Raw genomic sequence first — 19,474 nt, forward strand, 5'->3', positions numbered from 1 at the left:
CATCGTCTATTCTGCGGCGCCCCTCTCCGGGCGCGGCGTGACCCGCCCGGTTCGCGGGTGCGGTGCCGTGAGCCGCGGCGGCTTGTGGCATGGTCACCCGCGGCACGGTTGCCGGCGATGGGGCGCTGCGGCGGTCGGCGCCGGTGTCCACTCATGGGCTCGGATCACTGTCCTCTCGTTACCACTCGGTACCGCTCGGTACCGCTCGGTACCGCTCGGTACCGCTCAGTACCACTGCGTCGGTTCGTGCGATGCGGGCAGACGGACGCCGTCGTACGGGGCCGGGTGCGGGAGCGCGTCGTACGGGGCCGGGTGCGCAAGAACGTCGTACGGGCCCGGATGCGGGGCGGCGGGCTCCGGCGGAGTGCGGTCGTCCCTCGGGGCCTCCGTGGCCGCCGGGGCCCGCAGGCTGCCGTACCGCTCCATGCGCTGCCACCGCAGCCGTGAGCCGGACACGGCGGTGAAGACGGACTGGATCACCACCAGGTACATCAGCTGCCGGTAGACGAACTGCTGCAGTGGCAGGCTCCACAGCGGGCCGGGCCGCTCTCCGTCCAGGCGGAAGGCGTACAGGCCCATCACGAGCTGCAGCAGCAGGAAGGCGAGCCAGAGTCCGGTGATCCGGACCGGGTCGAGAAAGACCAGCCCGTAGAGGGCGAAGACGTCCACGACGGGGGCGAGCAGGGGCAACAGCACCTGGAAGAGCAGCAGATAGACCAGTCCCCGACGGCCCAGCTTCCCCGAGGCGCCGCGCTGCACCAGCGCCCCGCGGTGCTTCCACATCGCCTGCAGGGTGCCGTAGCACCAGCGGTACCGCTGCCGCCAGAGGGCGTTCAGCGACGCGGGCGCCTCCGTCCACGCCCTCGCGCCCTCCTCGTACACCACGCGCCAGCCGGCGCGGCCCAGGGCCATGGTGAGGTCGGTGTCCTCGGCGAGGGTGGCGTCGCTGACACCGCCGAGGTCCAGCAGCGCCCGGCGGCGGAACGCACCGACCGCGCCCGGCACGGTCGGCATGCACTCGGCGAGGTCGAACAGACGGCGGTCGAGGTTGAACCCGACCACGTACTCGATGTGCTGCCAGCGGCCGAGCAGGCCACCGCGGTTGACGACCTTGGCGTTGCCCGAGACGGCGCCCACGCGGGGGTCGGCGAAGGGCTGCACGAGCGTGCGGACGGTGTCGGGTTCGAAGACGGTGTCGCCGTCGACCATGACCACCAGGTCCCAGGTGGCGGCGGCGAGCCCGGTGTTGAGCGCGGCGGGCTTGCCGGCGTTCCGCTGCCGGATCACCCGCACCGGCAGACGCAGCGATTCCACCAGGTCGGCGGTGCCGTCGGTCGAACCGTCGTCCACCACGACGACCTCGACCGGGTGGTCCGAGGCGAGCAGTGAGCGTACGGCCGCCTCGATCCCGGCGCTCTCGTTGTACGCGGGGACGATGACGCTGACCGGCTCGGTCACCTGCGGGCCCCAGGGACGGCCCCGGCGCCTCGTCCGCAGGCGCCGGTGCCGCCGGGCGGCGATGAGCACGACCACCGCGCGCAGCACGCTGATCGCTCCGGCCGCGTACATCAGCAGGCCCAGCAGCCACACGACCCGGTCGCCGCCCTGCAGCACCCGGATGAGGGCCAGCCCCTGCAGATGGTCTCCGGTCCCGGCGGGCCGGACGGGTGGCGCCATGCCGACCGCGTCGCCGACCGTCGCGAAGGCGAAGCCCCGCGTCCTGAGCCGTGGTATCAGGGCGCCCAGGGCCGCAACGGTCTGCGCCCGGTCCCCGCCGCCGTCGTGCATCAGCACGATCTGCCCGGCGTCGCCCCGCGGGGTCACACGGGCGAGGATGCGGTCCACGCCGGGACGACGCCAGTCCTCGGCCTCCCGGGTGGCGAGCACCGTGACATAGCCTGCCGCGCCGGCCTGCCGGAGCACGGACCAGTCGGCGTCGTCCAGGGCCCCGTTCCCCGAGGAGAACGGGGGCCTCAGCAGTGCTGTGGTGACGCCCGCGGCACCCGCCACCGCCAGCTGCGTCTCGCGCAGCTCCAGGGAGCGCTGCCACGGGGCGAGCCGGGTGAGGTCGGGGTGGGTGAAGGTGTGGATGCCGATCTGGTGGCCGTCGGCGAGGATCCGGCGGACCAGCTCGGGGTGGGCGACGACCTGGGTTCCGACGACGAAGAAGGTCGCGTGCACATGGTTGCGGCGCAGCACGTCCAGGATCCGCGGGGTCCAGACGGGGTCCGGGCCGTCGTCGAAGGTCAGCGCGATGGTGCGGGGCCTCACCCGGGCGGTGTGCGGGGAGGCGGCGGCGTTCGCGATCACGGGGCCGCCGTGGAGCACCGGGCCGGGCACCGTGCCGTGGCGGCCGCGGGCGCCGGTCACGTCGTCCGCGGTGACGCCGAACATGTGGTGGGTGTAGCCCTGCAGCAGGAGGGCCGCCGAGAGGGTGACCGCGAGCACGATCAGCAGCAGCCAGTGGGTGCGGGGTGTGATCTGGCTGGTGCGGCTGTGGCGAGGGGGTGCGGTGCGGCGGCGGTTGGTCACGTCAGGGGCCTCGGATCACTTCACGGGATTGTGGGACGAGCCGATCGCGCGGCCCTTCGCGGTGGGGGCCGGGGCCAGGGTCGGGGACGTGATGCCGGTGGACGCCGCGGTGGGCGCGGACGTGGCCACAGGGGTGGCCGAGGCCGTCGGCCCGTCGGTGGGAGGTCGGGAGGGCTTCCGCGCCTCCGTGGGGCTCGCGCTCCCTGCGGAGGGGCCGGTGCCGGGGGAGGAGTCGGGCACGGCCGCGGGAGCCTCGGCCGGGTGCGGGGAGTCCGGCTGCGGGACGAACGGCGAGCTGAGGCTGGGGCCGCCCAGCACGGTGCTGATCAGCAGGGCGACGTAGCCGCCGGCGGGGATCACCAGCAGCCGGGCGGCGCGCAGCACGCGGCGCTGGCGCCGCCCCGAGGAGTCGACGAAGACGGGCCGCGCCGGCTCGCCCTCCGGCTCGGCCGGGACCGGTACGGCATGGCCGGACGCGTCGGGTTCCGGGGGCGGCACGGCGAAAGGCGGCACGTCGGGGGCGTCGGCGTGGGAAACGTCCCACGCCACCACGGCCGTCGCCTGGCCGGTGGCGGCACCGCGGCCGTGGTCGGGCGCGTACGGGTCCGGGTACGGGTCCGGGTACGGGTCCGGGTACGGGTCCGGGTCTGGGTACGGGTCCGGGTGCGCCTGGTCGTAGGCGTACGGGTAGGCGTCGTCGTACGCGTACGGAGACGCGTGGTCGTACGCGTACGGGTACGCATACCCGGACGCGTACCCGGCGCCGCCGTACGGATCCTCGCCGTACGCTCCGACGCTTCCGTCCACACACTGCACGAGTCGTGCCCCCTGTCCTGGCCGACCGACTCGGTCAACCGGAATAAGAGAGCGAACTCGGCCGGAAGTGTTACACCCCGCCCCGGGCCGGGCGACCGAACCCCGTCGGTTCCTCGTCGCCCGGATGACATGAGCCCCGGTCCACTGACACAGGGCGTCAGTGGACCGGGGCTAGCTTTCCCGCCGGGCGTCCGCCCAGTGAACGACTCACGGCGAAGGAACAGCACCTTGGACCACCCATCCGACCGCAGGCCCGGTATCGGCGATTTCGACTTCCTGGCGGGCACCTGGGACGTGGCGAACCGGCGGCTCCTCGCACCGCTGACCGGCGGTGGCGAGTGGGACGAGTTTCCGGGCACCGCCGTGTGTCACGGCACGCTGTTCGGCGGGGCCGCCAACCTGGACGAGATCACCTTCCCGACCAAGGGGTTCTCCGGCCTGACGCTCCGGCTGTTCGACCCGGTGCGCGAGGAGTGGTCGCTGAACTGGGTGAGCAGCCGTACGGGCCTGCTGCAACCACCCGTCCACGGCCGGTTCGGCGACGACGGGCGCGGCGAGTTCCACGGCGACGACACCCACGACGGCACACCGGTGCGGTGCCGCTTCATCTGGTCGGGCATCACCTCGGCGTCGGCCCACTGGGAGCAGGCGTTCTCGACCGACGGCGGGGCGAGCTGGGAGACCAACTGGACCATGGAGCTGCGCCGTTCCGAAGGGGTTCCGGGATGACCGGGACGGTGGCGGCACACGGTGCACCGGCGCGTCCGGGCGGACGGCTGACGGTCCGGCAGGGGGCCGCGCTGTACGTCGGCGCGGTGCTCGGCACCGGGGTGATCGCGCTTCCCACGCTGGCCGTGCGGGCGGCCGGGCCGGCGTCGCTGCCGGCGTGGCTGGGGCTGGTGCTGCTGTCGGTGCCGCTCGCGGGCACGTTCGCCGCGCTGGGCGCGCGCTACCCGGACGGCGGCGGGGTCTCCACCTACGTACGGCACGCGTTCGGTCCCCGGGCGGCGGCGGTGGTCGGCTGGTGCTTCTACTTCGCCGTGCCGGCGGGGGCGCCGGCGGCGGGGATGTTCGCCGGCACGTACGTCGCCACCGCCGCCGTGCTGGTGCTCGGCCCGGCCGCCGGCACGACCGACGCCCCGCTCGCCGAACTGCTCGCCCTCGGTGTGGGCGGCACGGTCCAGGTCCTGGCCGCGGTCGCCGCGCTGCTGCTCACCCTCGGCGCGATGAACGCCTACTTCGCCGGCGCCGCCAGACTCGGCGCGGCGCTCGGCCGTGACGGCGCGCTGTCCTACCTGCGGTGGCGATCCCCGTCGCGGGCGCCGGTGGGAGGCGCCCGCGACGGGGACGGGGAAGGCGAGCCGGATCGCACCCCTACCGGTCGGCCGGGGTGATCTCCCACGTGGTGTTGTCACCGTGCTGCTGGGTCCAGAACATCCGCCAGCCGTCGTGGAACAGCGTCGGCACCTTGGCGCCCAGGATGCCGCGGACGCCGGGGTCGCCGTCGGAGACGTGGATGCCGGTGATCTCGTTGTCGCCGTCGTTCTGGAAGCCGCCGCCCGCGGAGGACAGCATGTTGTCCAGGGTCGCGGAGGGGTCGCGGCCCTCTCCCAGGAAGCGCACCGGCTGGGCGCCGCGCGAGTAGTCCCTGCTCGTGTCGAAGACGAACCCGGAGTCCAGGGTGCCCCGCTGGGCGTGCAGGCCGTCGCCGGCGTCCTCGACGAAGGCGACGTGGGTGCGGTCGAGGAAGGTCACGTTGTCGAGGCCGGTGTGCTCCTTGTCACCGGCGTAGAAGACGCTGAGCCTGCCCTCGTCGGAGCTCGGGTCGCTCTGGGTGAGCTTGTAGAGGGTGCCCCAGCCGCCGTAGCCGGCGTTGGCCGTGGCGTCGGTGTTGGTGTCGCCGGTGGCGTCGAAGTAGAACTCCCGGAAGTCCGTGCCGGGGCGGAACTGGCCGTTCTCGGGCCGCTTGAACGGGGTCGCGTGGGCCGCCTTGGCCAGGGCGTTGGCGTCGAACGCCTTCCCGCTGGTGTCGGACCTGGTGTCGTGGATGGTCACCCAACGGGTGCTCAGGGAGGGACCGTAGGTGCTCAGGTCCTTCTGGTCGTCGGTGAACGCGCCACCGGTCGGGTGCTCGGCGTCGACGTTCTGGTACTCGATGGGGGAGCCGCTGCGGCGGGAGGTCACCTGCAGGGCCTGGAGCCTGCCGCCCTTGGTGAGGTCGCGCTTGTCGTACGGCACGAGCCGGTAGACGAAGCTGCTGGGGACCTTCGTCTTGGTGGCGACCGAGGTGCCGCCGACGTCCTCGATCATCCACAGGTTGCCGGCGGAGTCGTTCTGGATGCCCTCGTAGCCGGCCCGGCCGGTGACGTAGGAGATGTCCTCGACCTTGGAGTCGATGTCCGGGGTGGCCTGGAGAACGGCGCCCTTGTTCCCCTTCTCGGCGGTGAACAGCAGCCGCTTGGCCCAGGGGTCCCAGGTGGCGCCGTCGATGGTGGGGAGCGGCGTGCCGTCGGCCTGCTCGGTGGCCAGCAGCGTCACCCGGTGGGCCGGGTCGGCGTCCAGGTTGATCCGGGTGATGTACCCGCTTCCGCCGCCCTCGTGGCCCTGGAACAGGAAGTGCGTGCCGTACGCGTAGGAGGGGTCCGCGCCGTGCTGGCCGGTCAGCCTCAGGTAGACGTTCTTGTCGGGCTCCGTCTTGCTGGCCTCGACCTTCACACCCGCCGCCTGCGTGAGGGCGGGGTCGGGCAGCAGCGTGCCGTCGCCGAGGTAACCGTAGTACGGGACCTGGTCGGTGGGGTTCTCCAGCTTCAACGAGCCCTGGGCGACGGTGTGCTGGGCGAGCTGCGGCGACAGGAGGTTCGGCGCGGTCACCCCCCGTACGTCGGTCACGGCCTGCACCGGCGACCAGGCGGCCGCGCCGCTGCTGGCGTCGGCGGAACCGGGGGACAGTGCGAGGCCGGCACCGACCACGCCGGTCGCCACCGCTACCGCGACGGCGGTGCCACGTCTCTTCTTGGCCATGTGCGATCACCTTCCGGATGAGCGAGAGCACACAGTCAAGACACGGTCGCCGTCACAGAATGGCTGCGTCGATGTCGGTCGGATTGACACCACGTGAACATTGCGCCGGGCCTGTCGGCCCGGCTCGCGCGGCGCAGTGCCGCGAACGGCGCGGTCCACCTGCGGCGGGGGCCGTCCTTCAGGCGGGGAGCCGGCGGTCGGGACAGGCACGCGGACCCGTCAGGCGGGTGCCGCGGACGGCATGGGCGAGGTGGCCGTCGGGTCGTACGAGGCCATGGGCGGCATCCGGCCATGCGCTGTCCGCGTCGAGCGGTGGACGCCGACGAGGCCGTTCCGCCCGCGCAGGACCGAGGAGGGGTCCGCGTCACTCCACAGAGGGGAGGGGCGGGCGGGGCGCCGCGGCCCCCTGGGGATCCCGGCCCGTGGGATCCCGGCCCGTGGGATCCCGGCCCGTGGGATCCCGGCCGGCGCCGCCCGGCGGCCGCATGGCGAGCATGCGCCAGGTGGCCGGCGTGCCGAGGGGGAAGAAGCTCCGCGAGAACGCGTTCGGTCTCGACCCGGGGTCTCGGCCTGGGAGGTCTCAGCCCGGGGGGTCTCAGCCGGGGGGTCTCAGCCCGGGGGGTCTCGGCCCAGGGGTCTCGGCCCGGGGGGTCTCGGCCCAGGGGTCTCGGCCCGGGGGAGGAACAGCAGGAAGCGGTACGCGGTGTCGGCGCAGCCGACGTCGGACGGCCGCAGGCGGGTCCCGCGCCGGGGCAGGTGCGTCATTCCGCGGCCGCACCGCCGGATTGCCCCGGGCGACCGGTTCGCCCGTCACCCCGAAGGGCGCCGGCATCACCAGGGTGCGGGGCCGGGCGACCGGCGCCGCGGCTCCCGCACCCGGTCGGGGGAGCGGCCGACGATCCGGAACGCGGCGCCGTACGAGCGCAGTCGCGCGGCGCCGGCCGGGGCGGGGTCGACGGGTCGAGGGTGTGGTGTCAGGGGCTCAGGCCCGTCGTACGCGCCCCATCGCGGTCGTCGCCAGGCCCAGCAGGACGGCCACGGCCCCGGTGATGATGTTGCTGAGGATGACCTTCGTCGTCGTGGGGGCACCCGCGACGACGAAGGGGCTGATGATCGTCCAGACACCGATCGCGGCCGCGACCCACCCCATGCCGTAGGTGCGCTCGTACACCGAGCCGAAGCCCACCGCCAGAACGGCCAGCGCGATGCCCGTGACCAGGTTGCTCACCGTCAGGGTGGAGCTGGCGTTGAATCCGATGACCCACGGCGAGATCGCCAGGTAGAGCCCCGCCAGGAGGCTCAGGCCCTCCGTCGCCTGGGCGGCCGGCCGCGCGGACGCCTGCTCGTAGCGGGCGCGCAGGGCCACGATGTCGGGGTGATGCTCGATGCGTGACGGTTGAGTGACCACCTCTGCCACTCCCTTCAGGGATTTTGGGTACTTTGTCCACGGGTATCCCTAAATGCCGGATTGAACCGTTGCACATGGCAAAGACCGGTGCGGGACACGCCCGGCCCTTCACTCCTCGTCCGTGGTCGCCACGGGCCGGGTCCGGCCGGGCTCCGGGGCCTCGGCCAGCTCCGCCCGGACGTGCAGGACGTCGCCGATGAACAGGTCGTAGACCAGCACCCCGATCACGCCGCCGATCAGGGGGCCCACGAGGGGAATCCAGAAGTAGTCGCGGAAGGAACCCGCGAGCGTGCCCGGCATCGCGAGGTCCCGCCAGCCCGCGAGCCAGGTGAACAGGCGCGGGCCCAGGTCTCGCGCCGGATTGATGGCGTACCCGGCGTTCGCGCCGTACGACATGCCGATCGCGGCGACCGCGAACCCGATCACCAGTGGCCCGAGGTTGGCCCTCACCGCCGTGTTGCGCAGGTCGATGACCGCCACGACGAACATGACCAGGAAGGCCGTGCCGACGATCTGGTCCACGAGCGGGCCCCAGTTGCCGCCGTGGAAGTAGGGCGCAGGGAAGGTCCCGAAGATGGAGAAGGAGGCGAGGGTGTGCCCGTTCGTCTTCGGCCCCTTCATGGCGAGGTCGAAGGTGCTGATCGCGTCGTGGTAGACGCCGTACACCAGGGCGGCCCCGACGAACGCGCCCGCCACCTGCGCCACCCAGTACGGCACGACCTTCACCCAGGGGAATCTGCGGCGCACCGCGAAGGCCAGCGTCACCGCCGGATTGATGTGCGCGCCGCTGACCCCGCCCGCGACGTAGATGCCGAACACCACGGCCATCGCCCAGCCCCAGGTGATCAGGAGCCAGTCCCCGGCGCCGACGAAGATCGTCGTGGGGCCCGCGGTACGGCCGGATCCCGGAAGCCCGGCCACCGCCATGGCAACCGAGCCGCATCCGAAGGAGACGAGGACGAACGTCCCCAGGAACTCGGCGAGGCACTCGCCGAACAGGCCTCCTCGGCTCCGGAGCCGGGAAGGCCGTACCAGGGGCGGGATTTCCACAGCCATGTTGGACCCCTCAGGGACTGGTCCGGCCGGTGGCGGCTCTTCTCCACCGCTCAGCGGTCCCCGACACGGCCGGCGCACTTCCGGCACAACCTGCTGTTTGCACGCGGGCGCCCGACCCCGACCGGGGCCGGCTGTTCAAACGCGTGTGCTTCTGTCCGTGGCCACAGGCCGGGCACACACCTGAGTATGGCTCACGGACCGGCACCTCGCCTTTCGCGGACGTCCGTCCCGGCACCTGTGGAACCGACGCCACCGGTGGGGCAGTCTGTCTCCTCGTGGCAAGCGTTCCGCAGCAGAACGGGTCGGGTGACGCCGTCGCGCACATGGTGGTGTGCGGAGACGACGGGCTCGCGCACCGGCTGGCCGCCGAATTGCGCGGGGTGTACGGCGAGCAGGTGACCCTCGTCGTGCCGCCCTCCGAACGGGTGGCCCGGCAGCCGGTGGTGGGCCGTGCCCGCGCCTCGACCCTGTTCGACCGGGTCTCCGCCGCCGTCACGCGCGCGGCGGGCAGCGGCAACGCCAACGGCACCGGGAACAGCGGGAGCGGCACCGGGAACAGCGGCAGCGGCGGACGCACGGCGGGCGCCGGCGGCGACCGTGCGGCTGCCGGACAGCCCGGATCCATACGGCTGTTGGAGGCCGCCGAGGCGTCCGAGGCCGTGCTCGCCGAGGCCGGAGTGGAGCGGGCCGCGGCACTGGCGCTGGTCTATGACGACGACGAGACCAACATCCGTGCCGCGCTCACCGCCCGGCGCCTCAACCCGCGGCTGCGGCTCGTCCTGCGGCTCTACAACCGGCGGCTGGGGCAGCACATCGAGGAACTCCTCGACCAGGCCGCCGCGTTGGCCTCCGGCGGCCCGGACGGGGAGTCCGGCCAGGGGCCCGACGGGAGGTCCGTGGCGTTCGACGCGTCCACGACCGTCCTGTCCGACGCCGACACCGCCGCGCCCGCGCTCGCCGCGACCGCCGTGGCCGGCACCACCAAGGTCGTACAGACCGACGGGCTGATGCTGCGGGCCGTGGAGCGCCCTCCGCCGCGGCCGGGCCAGGTCGCCGACCCGGGACTGTGCACCCTGGCGCTGCTGTCCGCGACGGCCAGCGACCCCGCGGGGGCGGATGGCTCCGAGGGCAGCGGCGACCACGGGCCGCGGCTCCTGCCCGACGAGAGTGCGGTCGCGGCCGCCACGGGGCGCGGCACCGTCGTCCTGGAGACCGTCTCGTACGCGGGCCCCGCCCTGCCCGCGGGGCGCAGTGTCCTGCCCCTCGGCTCGCTGCTGTCGCGGCGGCTGCGGTGGTCGTTCGCCGGGATCGTGGGCTGCGTGGTCGCGCTCGCGGTCGCGTCGATGGCGGTCACCGGTGAACACCCGCTGCAGGCCACGTATCTGACGCTGCTGGACCTGTTCGCGATCAACAACCCGGCCATCGGGGAACCCGCCGGACGGCAGATCCTGCAACTGCTGTCCGGGCTGGTCGGGTTACTGCTGCTGCCCGTGCTGCTCGCGGCCGTGCTGGAGGCGCTCGGCACCTTCCGCAGCGGGAGCGCGCTGCGCAGGCCGCCGCGCGGGCTGTCCGGGCACGTGGTGCTCCTCGGCGTCGGCAAGATCGGCACCAGGGTCATGACGCGGCTGCGGGAGCTGAGGATCCCCGTGGTGTGCGTCGAGGGCGATCCGGAGGCGCGCGGACTGGCGACGGCGCGGCGGCTGCGGGTGCCGGTGGTGCTCGGGGATGTGACGCAGGAAGGCGTCCTGGAGGCCGCCAAGATCCACCGGGCGCACGCGCTGCTGGCCCTGACCAGCGCCGACACCACGAACCTCGAAGCCGTCCTGTACGCGCGCTCACTGCGGCCCGACCTCAGGGTCGTCCTGCGCCTGTACGACGACGACTTCGCCACCGCCGTCTACCGCACCCTGCGCGCCGCGCACCCGGGCGCCCTCACCCGCAGCCGCAGCGTGTCGCACCTGGCCGCGCCCGCGTTCGCCGGCGCCATGCTGGGGCGGCAGATCCTGGGGGCGATCCCGGTGGAGCGCCGGGTCCTGCTGTTCGCCGCCCTGGACGTGGGCGGGCACCCGCAGCTGGAGGGGCGGACGGTCGCCGAGGCGTTCCGCGCGGGGGCCTGGCGCGTGCTCGCCCTGGACACGACGGCACCCGGCGCACGAGGCCCGGCACGCGACCCGGAGTCGGACGACCCCGACCGCCCCTCGGGGCTGGTCTGGGACCTGCCGCCCACCTACGTCCTGCGCCCGGAGGACCGGGTGGTCCTGGCAGCGACACGCCTGGGAATCGCCGAGCTGCTGGGACGCAGACGGCGGGACACGAACGGGGCGTAGGGGCGCCGCGGCCGTCCGGAACCTCCGGGCGGCGGCCCGACGACGGACCCGGGCTCCAGGCAGCGCGACAGCAAGCCCGGGCTCCAGGCCGCAGGCGCCGGGGGCCACCGGCACGAGGGCGGGCGCGGGCCGCAGGCACGCGGGCCGGGGACGCGGGCCGCAGGCACCAGGGCGGGAGCGGGCCACAGGCACCAGGGCGGGAGCGGGCCACAGGCACCAGGGCCGGGGGCGCGCGGGCCACAGGCACCAGGCGGGCGCGGGCCGGGGGCGCAGGGTCCGGCGGGCACGGGGCGGGGGCGCAGGGTCCGGCGGGCACGGGGCGGGGGCGCAGGGTCCGGCGGGCACGGGGCGGAGCCGTGCCGCGTCGTCGGGATCGGGACTGGTCAAAGGGCTTTGCCGGCGGGTTGTCCACAGGCTGGAGGGCCTGGCCGCGGAAAGTCGGTCCGGCCAGGCACTATGGGGCCATGACTGAGAGCAACGGGTCCCCCTCGCCGAAGCGTGGCAAGGACATGCCGGACTGGGAGAAGCGCTTCCGGGCGCCGCGGGTGTCGCTGCCCGACTGGGCGCAGGACGCACCGCACCGATCGCTGTTCGTGTCCAACGCGACCGGGACGTACGAGCTGTATGCGTGGGACCGCGCCACGGGCGAGCAGCGCCAGGTCACGGACCGGCCGAACGGCACGACGGACGGCGTGCTCTCACCGGACGGCGAGTGGATCTGGTGGTTCGACGACACCGACGGGGACGAGTTCGGGGTGTGGAGACGCCAGCGGTTCACACCCGACGCCTCGGCTGCGGACGCGGCGGCCGACGCACCGGCGGCTCCCGGGCTTGAGCCGTCCTATCCGGCCGGGCTCACGATCGGCCGGGACGGACGGACCGCCGTCGTGGGCCGCTCGACCGACCAGGACGGCTCGACGGTCCATCTCGTACGGGCGGGCCGGGACCCGGTGGAGATCTACCGCCATCGCGAGTCGGCCGGGGTGGGCGATCTCTCCCAGGACGGCTCACTGATCGCGATCGAGCACACCGAGCACGGCGACGCGATGCACTCGGCGCTGCGCGTGCTGCGGCAGGACGGCACGACGGTGGCGGAGCTGGACGACACCAAGGGCGGCACGGTGGAGTCGGGCCTGGAGGTGCTGGGCTTCGCACCGGTCGACGGTGACACGCGGCTGCTGATCGGGCACCAGCGGCGCGGCCGGTGGGAGCCGCTGGTGTGGGACGTCGCCTCGGGCGAGGAGACGGACCTGGCGCTGGAACTGCCGGGCGACGTGGCCGCGGAGTGGTATCCGGACGGCTCCGCGCTGCTCGTCGTGCACGGCTTCGAGGCGCGCAGCGAGCTGTTCCGCTACGACCTGGCGACGCGCGACCTGGTGCGGCTGCCGACCCCGCCGGGCACGGTGTCGGGGGCGACGGCCCGCCCCGACGGGACCGTGGAGTACCTGTGGTCGTCGGCGGCCGAGCCCCCGGTGGTGCGGTCGACGTCGGGCGGGGTCGTGCTGGATCCGCCGGGGATGAGAGCGCCGGCGTCGGTGGCGGTGGAGGACGTGTGGGTGCGGGGGCCGGGCGGCCGCGTCCACGCCCTCGTGCAGAAGCCGGCGGGGGCGAGCCGTCCGCTGCCGACGGTGTTCGACATCCACGGCGGTCCGACCTGGCACGACAGTGACGCGTTCGCCGCGGGCCCGGCGGCCTGGGTGGACCACGGGTATGCGGTGGTGCGGGTCAACTACCGGGGTTCGACCGGATACGGGCGCGAGTGGACGGACGCGCTCAAGCACCGGGTCGGGCTGATCGAGCTGGAGGACATCGCGGCGGTCCGCGAGTGGGCGGTGTCGTCGGGGCTCGCGGACCCGGAACGGCTCGTGCTGACCGGCGGCTCGTGGGGCGGGTATCTGACGCTGCTCGGGCTGGGCACTCAGCCGGACGCGTGGACGATCGGGATCGCCGCGGTGCCGGTCGCGGACTACGTCACGGCGTACCACGACGAGATGGAGGCCCTGAAGGCGATGGACCGGACGCTGCTCGGGGGCACGCCCGAGGAGGTTCCGGAGCGGTACGAGGCGTCGTCGCCGCTGACGTACGTCGACGCGGTGAAGGCACCCGTGTTCATCTCGGCGGGGGTGAACGACCCGCGGTGCCCGATCCGCCAGATCGAGAACTATGTGGACCGGCTGGCCGCGCGGGGGGCGGTGCACGAGGTGTACCGGTACGACGCGGGGCACGGCTCGCTGGTGGTCGACGAGCGGATCAAGCAGGTGCGGCTGGAGCTGGACTTCGCGGAGCGGCATCTGGGGAGGTGAGTGGAGCGGCCCGGGGCCCGGGCCCGGACGGCGCGCCGAGCGGTCGCCGGGCCCCAAGGGCGGGCTTGCGGGAGCGGCACCGTACCGTGGAGGGCGTGTACCGGTTTCTGCTGACGCCCCGCTGGTGGGCGATCAACGTCTTCGTGCTGCTGGCCATCCCCTTCTGCATCTTCATGGGGTCCTGGCAGCTGAGCCGGTTCGAGGTCCGGGTACAGGAGCATCGGACGGCCGGCGAACAGGCCGTGGCGGACCGGAAGGCGGCGGCCCGGCCGCTGGACCAGCTCCTCCCGGTGGACCAGTCGACGTCCGGGAAGCGGGCCACGGCCACGGGGCGGTACGGGAAGCAGTTGCTGGTGCCGGACCGGGAGCTGGACGGCAGGCGCGGGTTCTACGTGCTGACCATGCTGCGTACCGACGGCGGCAAGGCGCTGCCGGTCGTGCGCGGCTGGCTGCCGGGTGACGCGGACCCGGCGAAGGCGCCCGCCGCGCCGGCCGGCGAGGTCACCGTCACGGGGGCGCTGCAGGCGTCGGAGAGTCCCGGGGCGACCGGGGGGCTGCCCGCCGGCCAGACGGCGGCCATCAGCTCGGCGTCGCTGGTGAACCTGGTGCCGTACGACGTGTACGACGCCTGGGTCACCCTCGACCGGGCCGACAGCGGGATGAAGGCGGTGCCGGCGACGGCGCCCCAGGGGTCGGGCCTGGACCTGAAGGCGTTCCAGAACCTCGGCTACACCGGCGAGTGGTTCGTCTTCGCGGGCTTCACGGTCTTCATGTGGTTCCGGCTGCTGCGGCGCGAGGTGGAGTACCTCCGCGACGCGGAACTCGGTCTGGTGACCACGGGAACGGACTCCGGGCCGGGGGCCGCGGAGTCCGCGGCCACGGCCGGGAGCCCTGGGGGCGAGGCGGGCGGGACCGCGGGCCCGCAGTCCGCCACCGGCGAAAGCCCGGCCCCGGCCGCCAACGGCTGACAGCCGTCCGGCACCTGCGGGCGCCCCCACCCCCTGCCGCTTCTCCCTGGTCCTCTTCTCCCTGGTCCTCAGTCCTCGCCGTCGGCGCCGCCGCGGTGCTCGGAGTCGTCGTAGCGCTCGCCGGAGCGGTCGTCGGAGTCGTGGCGGCCGGCGCTGTGGTTCCGGCTGTCGTAGCGGTCGTCGGAGTCGTTGTCGTGCTCGCCGGAGTGCTCGCCGGAGTTGTGGCGGCCGGCACCGGGCGTGCGGCTGTCATCGCGGTCGTCGGAGTCGTTGTAGCGGTCGTCGGAGTCGTGACGGCCGGCGCCGGGGGTGCGGCTGTCATCACGGTCACCGCTGCCGGTGCCCGGGACCTGGACGCCGGACTGCTTGACCGGGGCCTTGCCGTCCCCGCCCGACAGTGCGACGGCGGTGGCGGTGCCACCGCCGACCAGGACCGCCGCGGCGGCGGCGATGACGACGATGTTCGGCTTCATGGGTTTCCCTCCGTGGTGGGCTCGGTGCGAGGGCTCCACTGTGCTGCCGGGCACCTGAACCCCACCTGAAGTCACCTGAAGCGTTCTTCAGCTTCGTTCTGCCACTCTTGGCGCCATGCGCCTGTTGATAGTGGAGGACGAGAAGCGCCTCGCGCTCTCCCTCGCCAGGGGCCTGACGGCGGAGGGCCTCGCCGTGGACGTGGTGCACGACGGCCTCGAAGGTCTCCACCGGGCCTCCCAGGGCTCCTACGACCTCGTCGTCCTGGACATCATGCTGCCCGGCATGAACGGCTACCGGGTCTGCGACGCCCTGCGGAGCGCCGGCCACGATGTGCCGATTCTGATGCTGACCGCCAAGGACGGCGAGTACGACGAGGCCGAGGGGCTGGACACCGGCGCCGACGACTATCTGACCAAGCCGTTCTCCTATGTCGTGCTGCTGGCCAGGATCAGGGCGCTGCTGCGGCGGCGCGGTTCGGCGGGCGGGTCGCCGGTGATAGCGGCGGGCGGGCTCAGGGTGGACACCGCCGCCCGCAGGGTGCAGCTCGACGGCGACGAGATCGCCCTGACCGCCAAGGAGTTCAGCGTGCTGGAGCAGCTGGCGCTGCGGGTGGGTGAGGTCGTCGGCAAGGGGGAGATCCTGGAGCACGTGTGGGACTTCGCCTACGAGGGCGATCCGAACATCGTCGAGGTGTACATCAGCACCCTGCGGCGGAAGCTGGGCGCCGGCCGGATCGTCACCGTGCGGGGCGCCGGATACCGGCTGGAGGGCAGATGACGGGGCCCTTCCGTCTCGTCGGCTCGGTGCGTGCCCGGGCCACCCTCGGCGCGACCCTGGTCGTCGCGGTGGCCCTGATCGCGGCGGGCGCCGCGGTGCTGGGCTCACTGCGGTCGAGCCTGATGTCGCAGGCGGACTCCTCGGCGCAGTCCGCCGCCCGCGAGGTTGCCGTCAACCTGGGACTGGGCCATCGGTTCGACCAACTCGACCTCGGGGACGGCGGCGAGCACCCGGTCCAGGTCGTCGACGCGGACGGCCGGCTGCGCGCGGCCAGCGAGGCTCTGCAGAGGATCACCGGGACCGGCGTCACCGCGGTCGAACCGTACCTCCCGAAGACCGCCTCCCCCGCACCCCGGCCCGGTACGGACAGGCCGGAGACGCGGGGAGAGGACGAGCCGGAGGAGGACAGGGCCGAGTACGGGACGGTCGCGCCCGGGCGTGTCAAAGACGGCCACACCTACGCGACGGGCACCGCCACGGTCCGTGGACGGACCTCCGGCTACCGCTTCGCCACGGCCCAGGTGGACACGGAGACCTACGGCACCCTCACCATCCACGCCGGCGCCCTCCGCGACGCCGAGCAGGAGGCCGTGTCCACCGCGACGGCCGTGATGCTGGTCGGCCTTCCCGGCCTCCTGCTCGTGGTCGGGGGCGTGACCTGGCTGGTCACCCGTCGGGCCCTGCGTCCGGTGGAGTCGATCCGTGCCGAGATGGCGGCGATCACCGCCTCCGAGGACCTGAGCCGCCGGGTGCCCGAGTCCGGCTCGGGCGACGAGGTGGCCCGCCTGGCACGGACGACGAACGAGACGCTGGCCGCGTTGGAGACCTCGATCGGACGTCAGCGGCGGTTCGTCGCCGACGCCTCACACGAGCTGCGCAGCCCGATCGCGTCCCTGCGCACCCAGCTGGAGGTCGGTGCGGCCCACCCCGGGCTGCTGGACCTCGACGGCGCGGTGGCGGACACCGTACGGCTGCAGCGGCTGGCCACCGATCTGCTGCTGCTGGCCCGGCTGGACGCGGGTGGGCCGAGGGCGGACGGGCGGGTGGAACTGGGGCCGCTGGTGCGGGAGGAGCTGCGGCAGCGGGCGGCACGGGACACCATCGCGGTCCGCGCCACCGTGGAGGAAGACGTCGACGTGGTGGGATCACGAGGGCAGCTGGCGCGGGTCCTGGCCAATCTGGTCGACAACGCCCAGCGGCATGCCCGCTCCCGGATCGACGTCACCCTCGCGCGGGAGGCGACGGTCGCCGTGCTGCGGGTCGCGGACGACGGCGACGGCGTGCCGCGGACGCAGCGCGAGCGGATCTTCGAGCGCTTCGTCCGTCTCGACGACGCACGCAGCCGGGATGACGGCGGCGCGGGCCTGGGACTCGCCATCGCCCGCGATGTGGCCGAGCAGCACGGCGGAACACTGACGGTGCGCGAGTCCGCACTCGGCGGCGCACTGTTCGAGCTGCGGCTGCCCGGCCTCTAACCACGTGAGGGCGTGGGCGGGGTGGCCGGTCAGGACGCCGGCAGGATGCCGGTGCGGTAGACCGTCCCGGCGCAGGCGTTGGGAATGGTCGCCGTGGAGGCCGCCGAGCCCGCCTCCGGGATGTGGGAGACCGCCACGCTGCCGTCGGCCACGCCGTCCTCCCTGACCAACTGGGGTGATGTGCCGCTGCCGGTCGTGGTCGCGCCGCCGACCGTCGTGGTCGTCGAGGGGCTCGGGTCCGGGGACGGGCCGCCCGTTCCGCCCGTGGTGGGGCACGTCTGCGACGGGACCCAGGCGAACTTGATCTCGTATGCCCCGCCGGGCTTGAGCACGAGCGAGGCGACGTACTGGGCGGGGTCGGGCAGACCCGTGGCCGCGTCGCCCGTGACGTGGTTGACGACGCTGATCTTGGACGCGTCCGCCGCGCCCTGGGCCACCGTGGTCACGCTGCCGCCGTCCGGGACGGTGCAGCTGGCGGTGGAGACGTTGGTGACGTGGAAGGTGCCGTAGACCGTGCCGGTGGAGTCCGGGGTGCCCGCGGCGGCGGTCGCGCCGCCGAGCTGGTCCGCCGTACACGCGGGGGCGGCCTCGGCGGAGGCCGTGGGGTCGGCGCCGCCGGTGGTCCCGTTGCTCGCGCCCTTGCTCTTGTCCCCGGTGCCCTGCTGGCCGTTCGAGGTCTGGTCCTTGGAGGTGCCGGAGGAGCCGCCCGAGCCGCCGGGTCCGCCGTCCGGGTTCTTGCCCTGGCCGGTGCCGCCCTGGGCCTGCGACGCCTCGCCCGCGATGGACGGGTCGGCGTCGGAGCCGGTGGCGTCCGAGACATGGATGAGGGCCGGGATGGCCGTTCCGATGAAGAGGGCGGCGGCCGCCATGCCGACCGCGGCCTGGCGCTTGCGGGCCCTCCGGGCGGGCACCGCACGCCGCAGGTGCTCCAGGGTGCCGTCACGCGGCTCGATGTCCTGCACCGCCTGGTGCAGCATCCGCCGCAGCGCCGGTTCGTCCGAACCGTCCCCCGGCAGCCCCGCCCCGGCCCCGGAGGCCCCGAGGGCCCCCATGAGCCGGTCCCGTCCCGTGCCGAGACCGTCGTGCTCCCGGGTGGAACCGTCCGCGGCGGTCGGGTCGGAAGCGGCGCGGTCCGGGCCGGCTCCGGGCCGGTCCTGGTCTTCGGGGCGGTGGTTCACAGTTCCGTTCCCAGCGTGCTGCTCGTGGTCGTCCTCATCGGGCGCGGGCCGGTCCATCGGCTCGTGCCACGCGTACGGCTCGTGTCGCTCGTGGGAGTTGCGCTCCCAGGGGGCGGTGTGCCTCTCGTCGTACTCGCTCATGCCGGCGCCCCCATGGCGACGCGGAGCGCCGCGATGCCGCGTGAACCGTACGCCTTCACCGACCCCAGCGATATCCCCAGCGTCTCGGCGACCTGGGCCTCGGTCATGTCCGCGAAGTAGCGCAGCACCAGGACCTCGCGCTGGCGGCGCTGCAGGCCCTTCATGGCCTTGATCAGCGAGTCGCGCTCCAGCTGGTCGTACGCGCCCTCCTCCGCGCTCGCCATGTCCGGCATCGGCTTCGTCAGGAGCTTCAGGCCGAGGATGCGGCGGCGCAGGGCCGAACGCGAGAGGTTCACGACGGTCTGCCGGAGATAGGCGAGCGTCTTCTCCGGGTCGCGGACGCGTTTGCGCGCCGAGTGGACGCGGATGAACGCCTCCTGCACGACGTCCTCGCAGGACGCGGTGTCGTCCAGGAGGAGCGCGGCGAGACCCAGGAGGGAGCGGTAGTGGGCACGGTAGGTCTCGGTCAGATGGTCGACCGTGGTGCCGACGGCCGTGGTGCCGTCGACGGCCTCACGCTGATTCGGTATGCGGGCGGGCCGCGCTGCTGGCATGGGCGCGGTCACCGGCAGGCCGCCGGGCGCGCCGGACATGCGGGGGCGCCGGGGCGGGCGAAGGGCCGCACCCCGTGTCCGTACTGTGGTGAATTCGAGTACCTGTGCCACGCCAGTTGGACACGTATCCCCCCGTCGGGGTTGTACGCGACAGGCATCACTTTTGCGTCAGGCAGCAGCACATCCCGCTGCACGTCCTCCCGTGTGCCCCCCAGCACACGGAACCGTGCGTCAAGTGCCCTCATGCGTACCAGCTCTTCCCCTATGCCCCATATCCGACGGCGCCCAGCCCCCCGACGGGCGACCGCAAAGACGCTCCCCGCCCTGCGCGTGGTTGCGGGGCGGGGAGGGAAATATCTTCGAATGCCGACCGGCTTCGGATCAAGTGGCCCGGTCCCACTGGTCCGGACCTTCTCGGCCCACAGGACCGAAACAGATCTTACA

The 19,474-nt window shown here is 73.6% G+C and carries 15 protein-coding genes; 7 read left to right on the top strand and 8 right to left on the bottom strand.

The genetic code is table 11. The features are described from left to right. Positions 1-225: 225 nt before the first annotated feature. Complete coding sequence (locus tag ACZ79I_RS18515) at positions 226-2,532, bottom strand: bifunctional polysaccharide deacetylase/glycosyltransferase family 2 protein (protein WP_471498623.1); 2,307 nt, start codon at positions 2,530-2,532, stop codon at positions 226-228. Positions 2,533-2,547: 15 nt separating this feature from the next. Beyond that, on the bottom strand, positions 2,548-3,339 hold the full coding sequence (locus ACZ79I_RS18520) for a hypothetical protein (protein WP_471498624.1): 792 nt from the start codon (positions 3,337-3,339) through the stop codon (positions 2,548-2,550). A gap of 237 nt (positions 3,340-3,576) precedes the next feature. Between ACZ79I_RS18520 and ACZ79I_RS18525 the strand changes: the two genes are divergently transcribed. Beyond that, complete coding sequence (locus ACZ79I_RS18525; RefSeq protein ID WP_471498625.1) at positions 3,577-4,077, top strand: hypothetical protein; 501 nt, start codon at positions 3,577-3,579, stop codon at positions 4,075-4,077. Beyond that, positions 4,074-4,742 carry an amino acid permease gene (locus ACZ79I_RS18530; RefSeq protein ID WP_471498626.1) on the top strand — a complete coding sequence of 223 codons (669 nt, stop codon included), beginning with the start codon at positions 4,074-4,076 and terminating at the stop codon, positions 4,740-4,742. Before ACZ79I_RS18525 ends, ACZ79I_RS18530 begins: the two co-directional genes overlap by 4 nt. Here the strand turns inward: ACZ79I_RS18530 and ACZ79I_RS18535 are convergent. The 3 genes from ACZ79I_RS18535 to ACZ79I_RS18545 all read right to left on the bottom strand — a co-directional run bounded on the left by ACZ79I_RS18535 (position 4,723) and on the right by ACZ79I_RS18545 (position 8,833). Continuing rightward, the gene (locus ACZ79I_RS18535) at positions 4,723-6,369 is read right to left on the bottom strand and encodes a PhoX family protein (RefSeq protein ID WP_471498627.1); all 1,647 of its coding nucleotides are present in this window, start codon (positions 6,367-6,369) and stop codon (positions 4,723-4,725) included. The genes ACZ79I_RS18530 and ACZ79I_RS18535 overlap by 20 nt on opposite strands. 982 nt (positions 6,370-7,351) lie before the next feature. Further along, entirely contained in the window at positions 7,352-7,777 is a 426-nt protein-coding gene (locus ACZ79I_RS18540; protein ID WP_471498628.1) for an SPW repeat protein, read from the bottom strand. Between the two features lie 108 nt (positions 7,778-7,885). Further along, positions 7,886-8,833: an MIP/aquaporin family protein gene (locus ACZ79I_RS18545; protein WP_471498629.1), complete on the bottom strand. Its 948-nt coding sequence runs from the start codon at positions 8,831-8,833 to the stop codon at positions 7,886-7,888. 323 nt (positions 8,834-9,156) lie between these two features. Here ACZ79I_RS18545 and ACZ79I_RS18550 point away from each other — a divergent pair, with 323 nt between their 5' ends. From ACZ79I_RS18550 to ACZ79I_RS18560, 3 genes are all read left to right on the top strand, one after another. Then, positions 9,157-11,160 carry an NAD-binding protein gene (locus tag ACZ79I_RS18550; protein WP_471505049.1) on the top strand — a complete coding sequence of 668 codons (2,004 nt, stop codon included), beginning with the start codon at positions 9,157-9,159 and terminating at the stop codon, positions 11,158-11,160. Positions 11,161-11,624: 464 nt separating this feature from the next. After that, the gene (locus tag ACZ79I_RS18555) at positions 11,625-13,463 is read left to right on the top strand and encodes a S9 family peptidase (RefSeq protein WP_471498630.1); all 1,839 of its coding nucleotides are present in this window, start codon (positions 11,625-11,627) and stop codon (positions 13,461-13,463) included. Positions 13,464-13,558: 95 nt separating this feature from the next. After that, positions 13,559-14,431: an SURF1 family protein gene (locus tag ACZ79I_RS18560; RefSeq protein ID WP_471498631.1), complete on the top strand. Its 873-nt coding sequence runs from the start codon at positions 13,559-13,561 to the stop codon at positions 14,429-14,431. 68 nt (positions 14,432-14,499) lie between these two features. Here the strand turns inward: ACZ79I_RS18560 and ACZ79I_RS18565 are convergent, their stop codons facing one another. Beyond that, on the bottom strand, positions 14,500-14,904 hold the full coding sequence (locus tag ACZ79I_RS18565; RefSeq protein ID WP_471498632.1) for a hypothetical protein: 405 nt from the start codon (positions 14,902-14,904) through the stop codon (positions 14,500-14,502). Positions 14,905-15,019: 115 nt separating this feature from the next. Here ACZ79I_RS18565 and ACZ79I_RS18570 point away from each other — a divergent pair, with 115 nt between their 5' ends. Further along, on the top strand, positions 15,020-15,682 hold the full coding sequence (locus tag ACZ79I_RS18570; protein ID WP_471498633.1) for a response regulator transcription factor: 663 nt from the start codon (positions 15,020-15,022) through the stop codon (positions 15,680-15,682). Beyond that, a complete protein-coding gene (locus ACZ79I_RS18575; RefSeq protein WP_471498634.1) occupies positions 15,679-17,157 on the top strand; it encodes a sensor histidine kinase in 1,479 nt (492 codons plus the stop codon). Before ACZ79I_RS18570 ends, ACZ79I_RS18575 begins: the two co-directional genes overlap by 4 nt. A 29-nt stretch (positions 17,158-17,186) precedes the next feature. Here ACZ79I_RS18575 and ACZ79I_RS18580 read toward each other — a convergent pair whose 3' ends face one another. Both ACZ79I_RS18580 and ACZ79I_RS18585 read right to left on the bottom strand, forming a co-directional pair. After that, positions 17,187-18,476: a hypothetical protein gene (locus ACZ79I_RS18580; RefSeq protein WP_471498635.1), complete on the bottom strand. Its 1,290-nt coding sequence runs from the start codon at positions 18,474-18,476 to the stop codon at positions 17,187-17,189. After that, positions 18,473-19,069, bottom strand: coding sequence for a SigE family RNA polymerase sigma factor (locus ACZ79I_RS18585; RefSeq protein ID WP_471498636.1), 597 nt, complete (start codon positions 19,067-19,069; stop codon positions 18,473-18,475). Before ACZ79I_RS18585 ends, ACZ79I_RS18580 begins: the two co-directional genes overlap by 4 nt. Between the last annotated feature and the right edge of the window lie 405 nt (positions 19,070-19,474).

This window comes from Streptomyces sp. PSU-S4-23 (assembly GCF_055632315.1).

What these genes read in the sequence shown, in the direction of transcription:
- ACZ79I_RS18530 (WP_471498626.1), top strand. Translation starts at nt 4,074, where the DNA reads ATGACCGGGACGGTGGCGGCACACGGTGCACCGGCGCGTCCGGGCGGA.
- ACZ79I_RS18535 (WP_471498627.1), bottom strand. Translation starts at nt 6,369, where the DNA reads ATGGCCAAGAAGAGACGTGGCACCGCCGTCGCGGTAGCGGTGGCGACC.
- ACZ79I_RS18545 (WP_471498629.1), bottom strand. Translation starts at nt 8,833, where the DNA reads ATGGCTGTGGAAATCCCGCCCCTGGTACGGCCTTCCCGGCTCCGGAGC.
- ACZ79I_RS18550 (WP_471505049.1), top strand. Translation starts at nt 9,157, where the DNA reads ATGGTGGTGTGCGGAGACGACGGGCTCGCGCACCGGCTGGCCGCCGAA.
- ACZ79I_RS18555 (WP_471498630.1), top strand. Translation starts at nt 11,625, where the DNA reads ATGACTGAGAGCAACGGGTCCCCCTCGCCGAAGCGTGGCAAGGACATG.
- ACZ79I_RS18565 (WP_471498632.1), bottom strand. Translation starts at nt 14,904, where the DNA reads ATGAAGCCGAACATCGTCGTCATCGCCGCCGCCGCGGCGGTCCTGGTC.
- ACZ79I_RS18570 (WP_471498633.1), top strand. Translation starts at nt 15,020, where the DNA reads ATGCGCCTGTTGATAGTGGAGGACGAGAAGCGCCTCGCGCTCTCCCTC.
- ACZ79I_RS18575 (WP_471498634.1), top strand. Translation starts at nt 15,679, where the DNA reads ATGACGGGGCCCTTCCGTCTCGTCGGCTCGGTGCGTGCCCGGGCCACC.
- ACZ79I_RS18580 (WP_471498635.1), bottom strand. Translation starts at nt 18,476, where the DNA reads ATGAGCGAGTACGACGAGAGGCACACCGCCCCCTGGGAGCGCAACTCC.
- ACZ79I_RS18585 (WP_471498636.1), bottom strand. Translation starts at nt 19,069, where the DNA reads ATGTCCGGCGCGCCCGGCGGCCTGCCGGTGACCGCGCCCATGCCAGCA.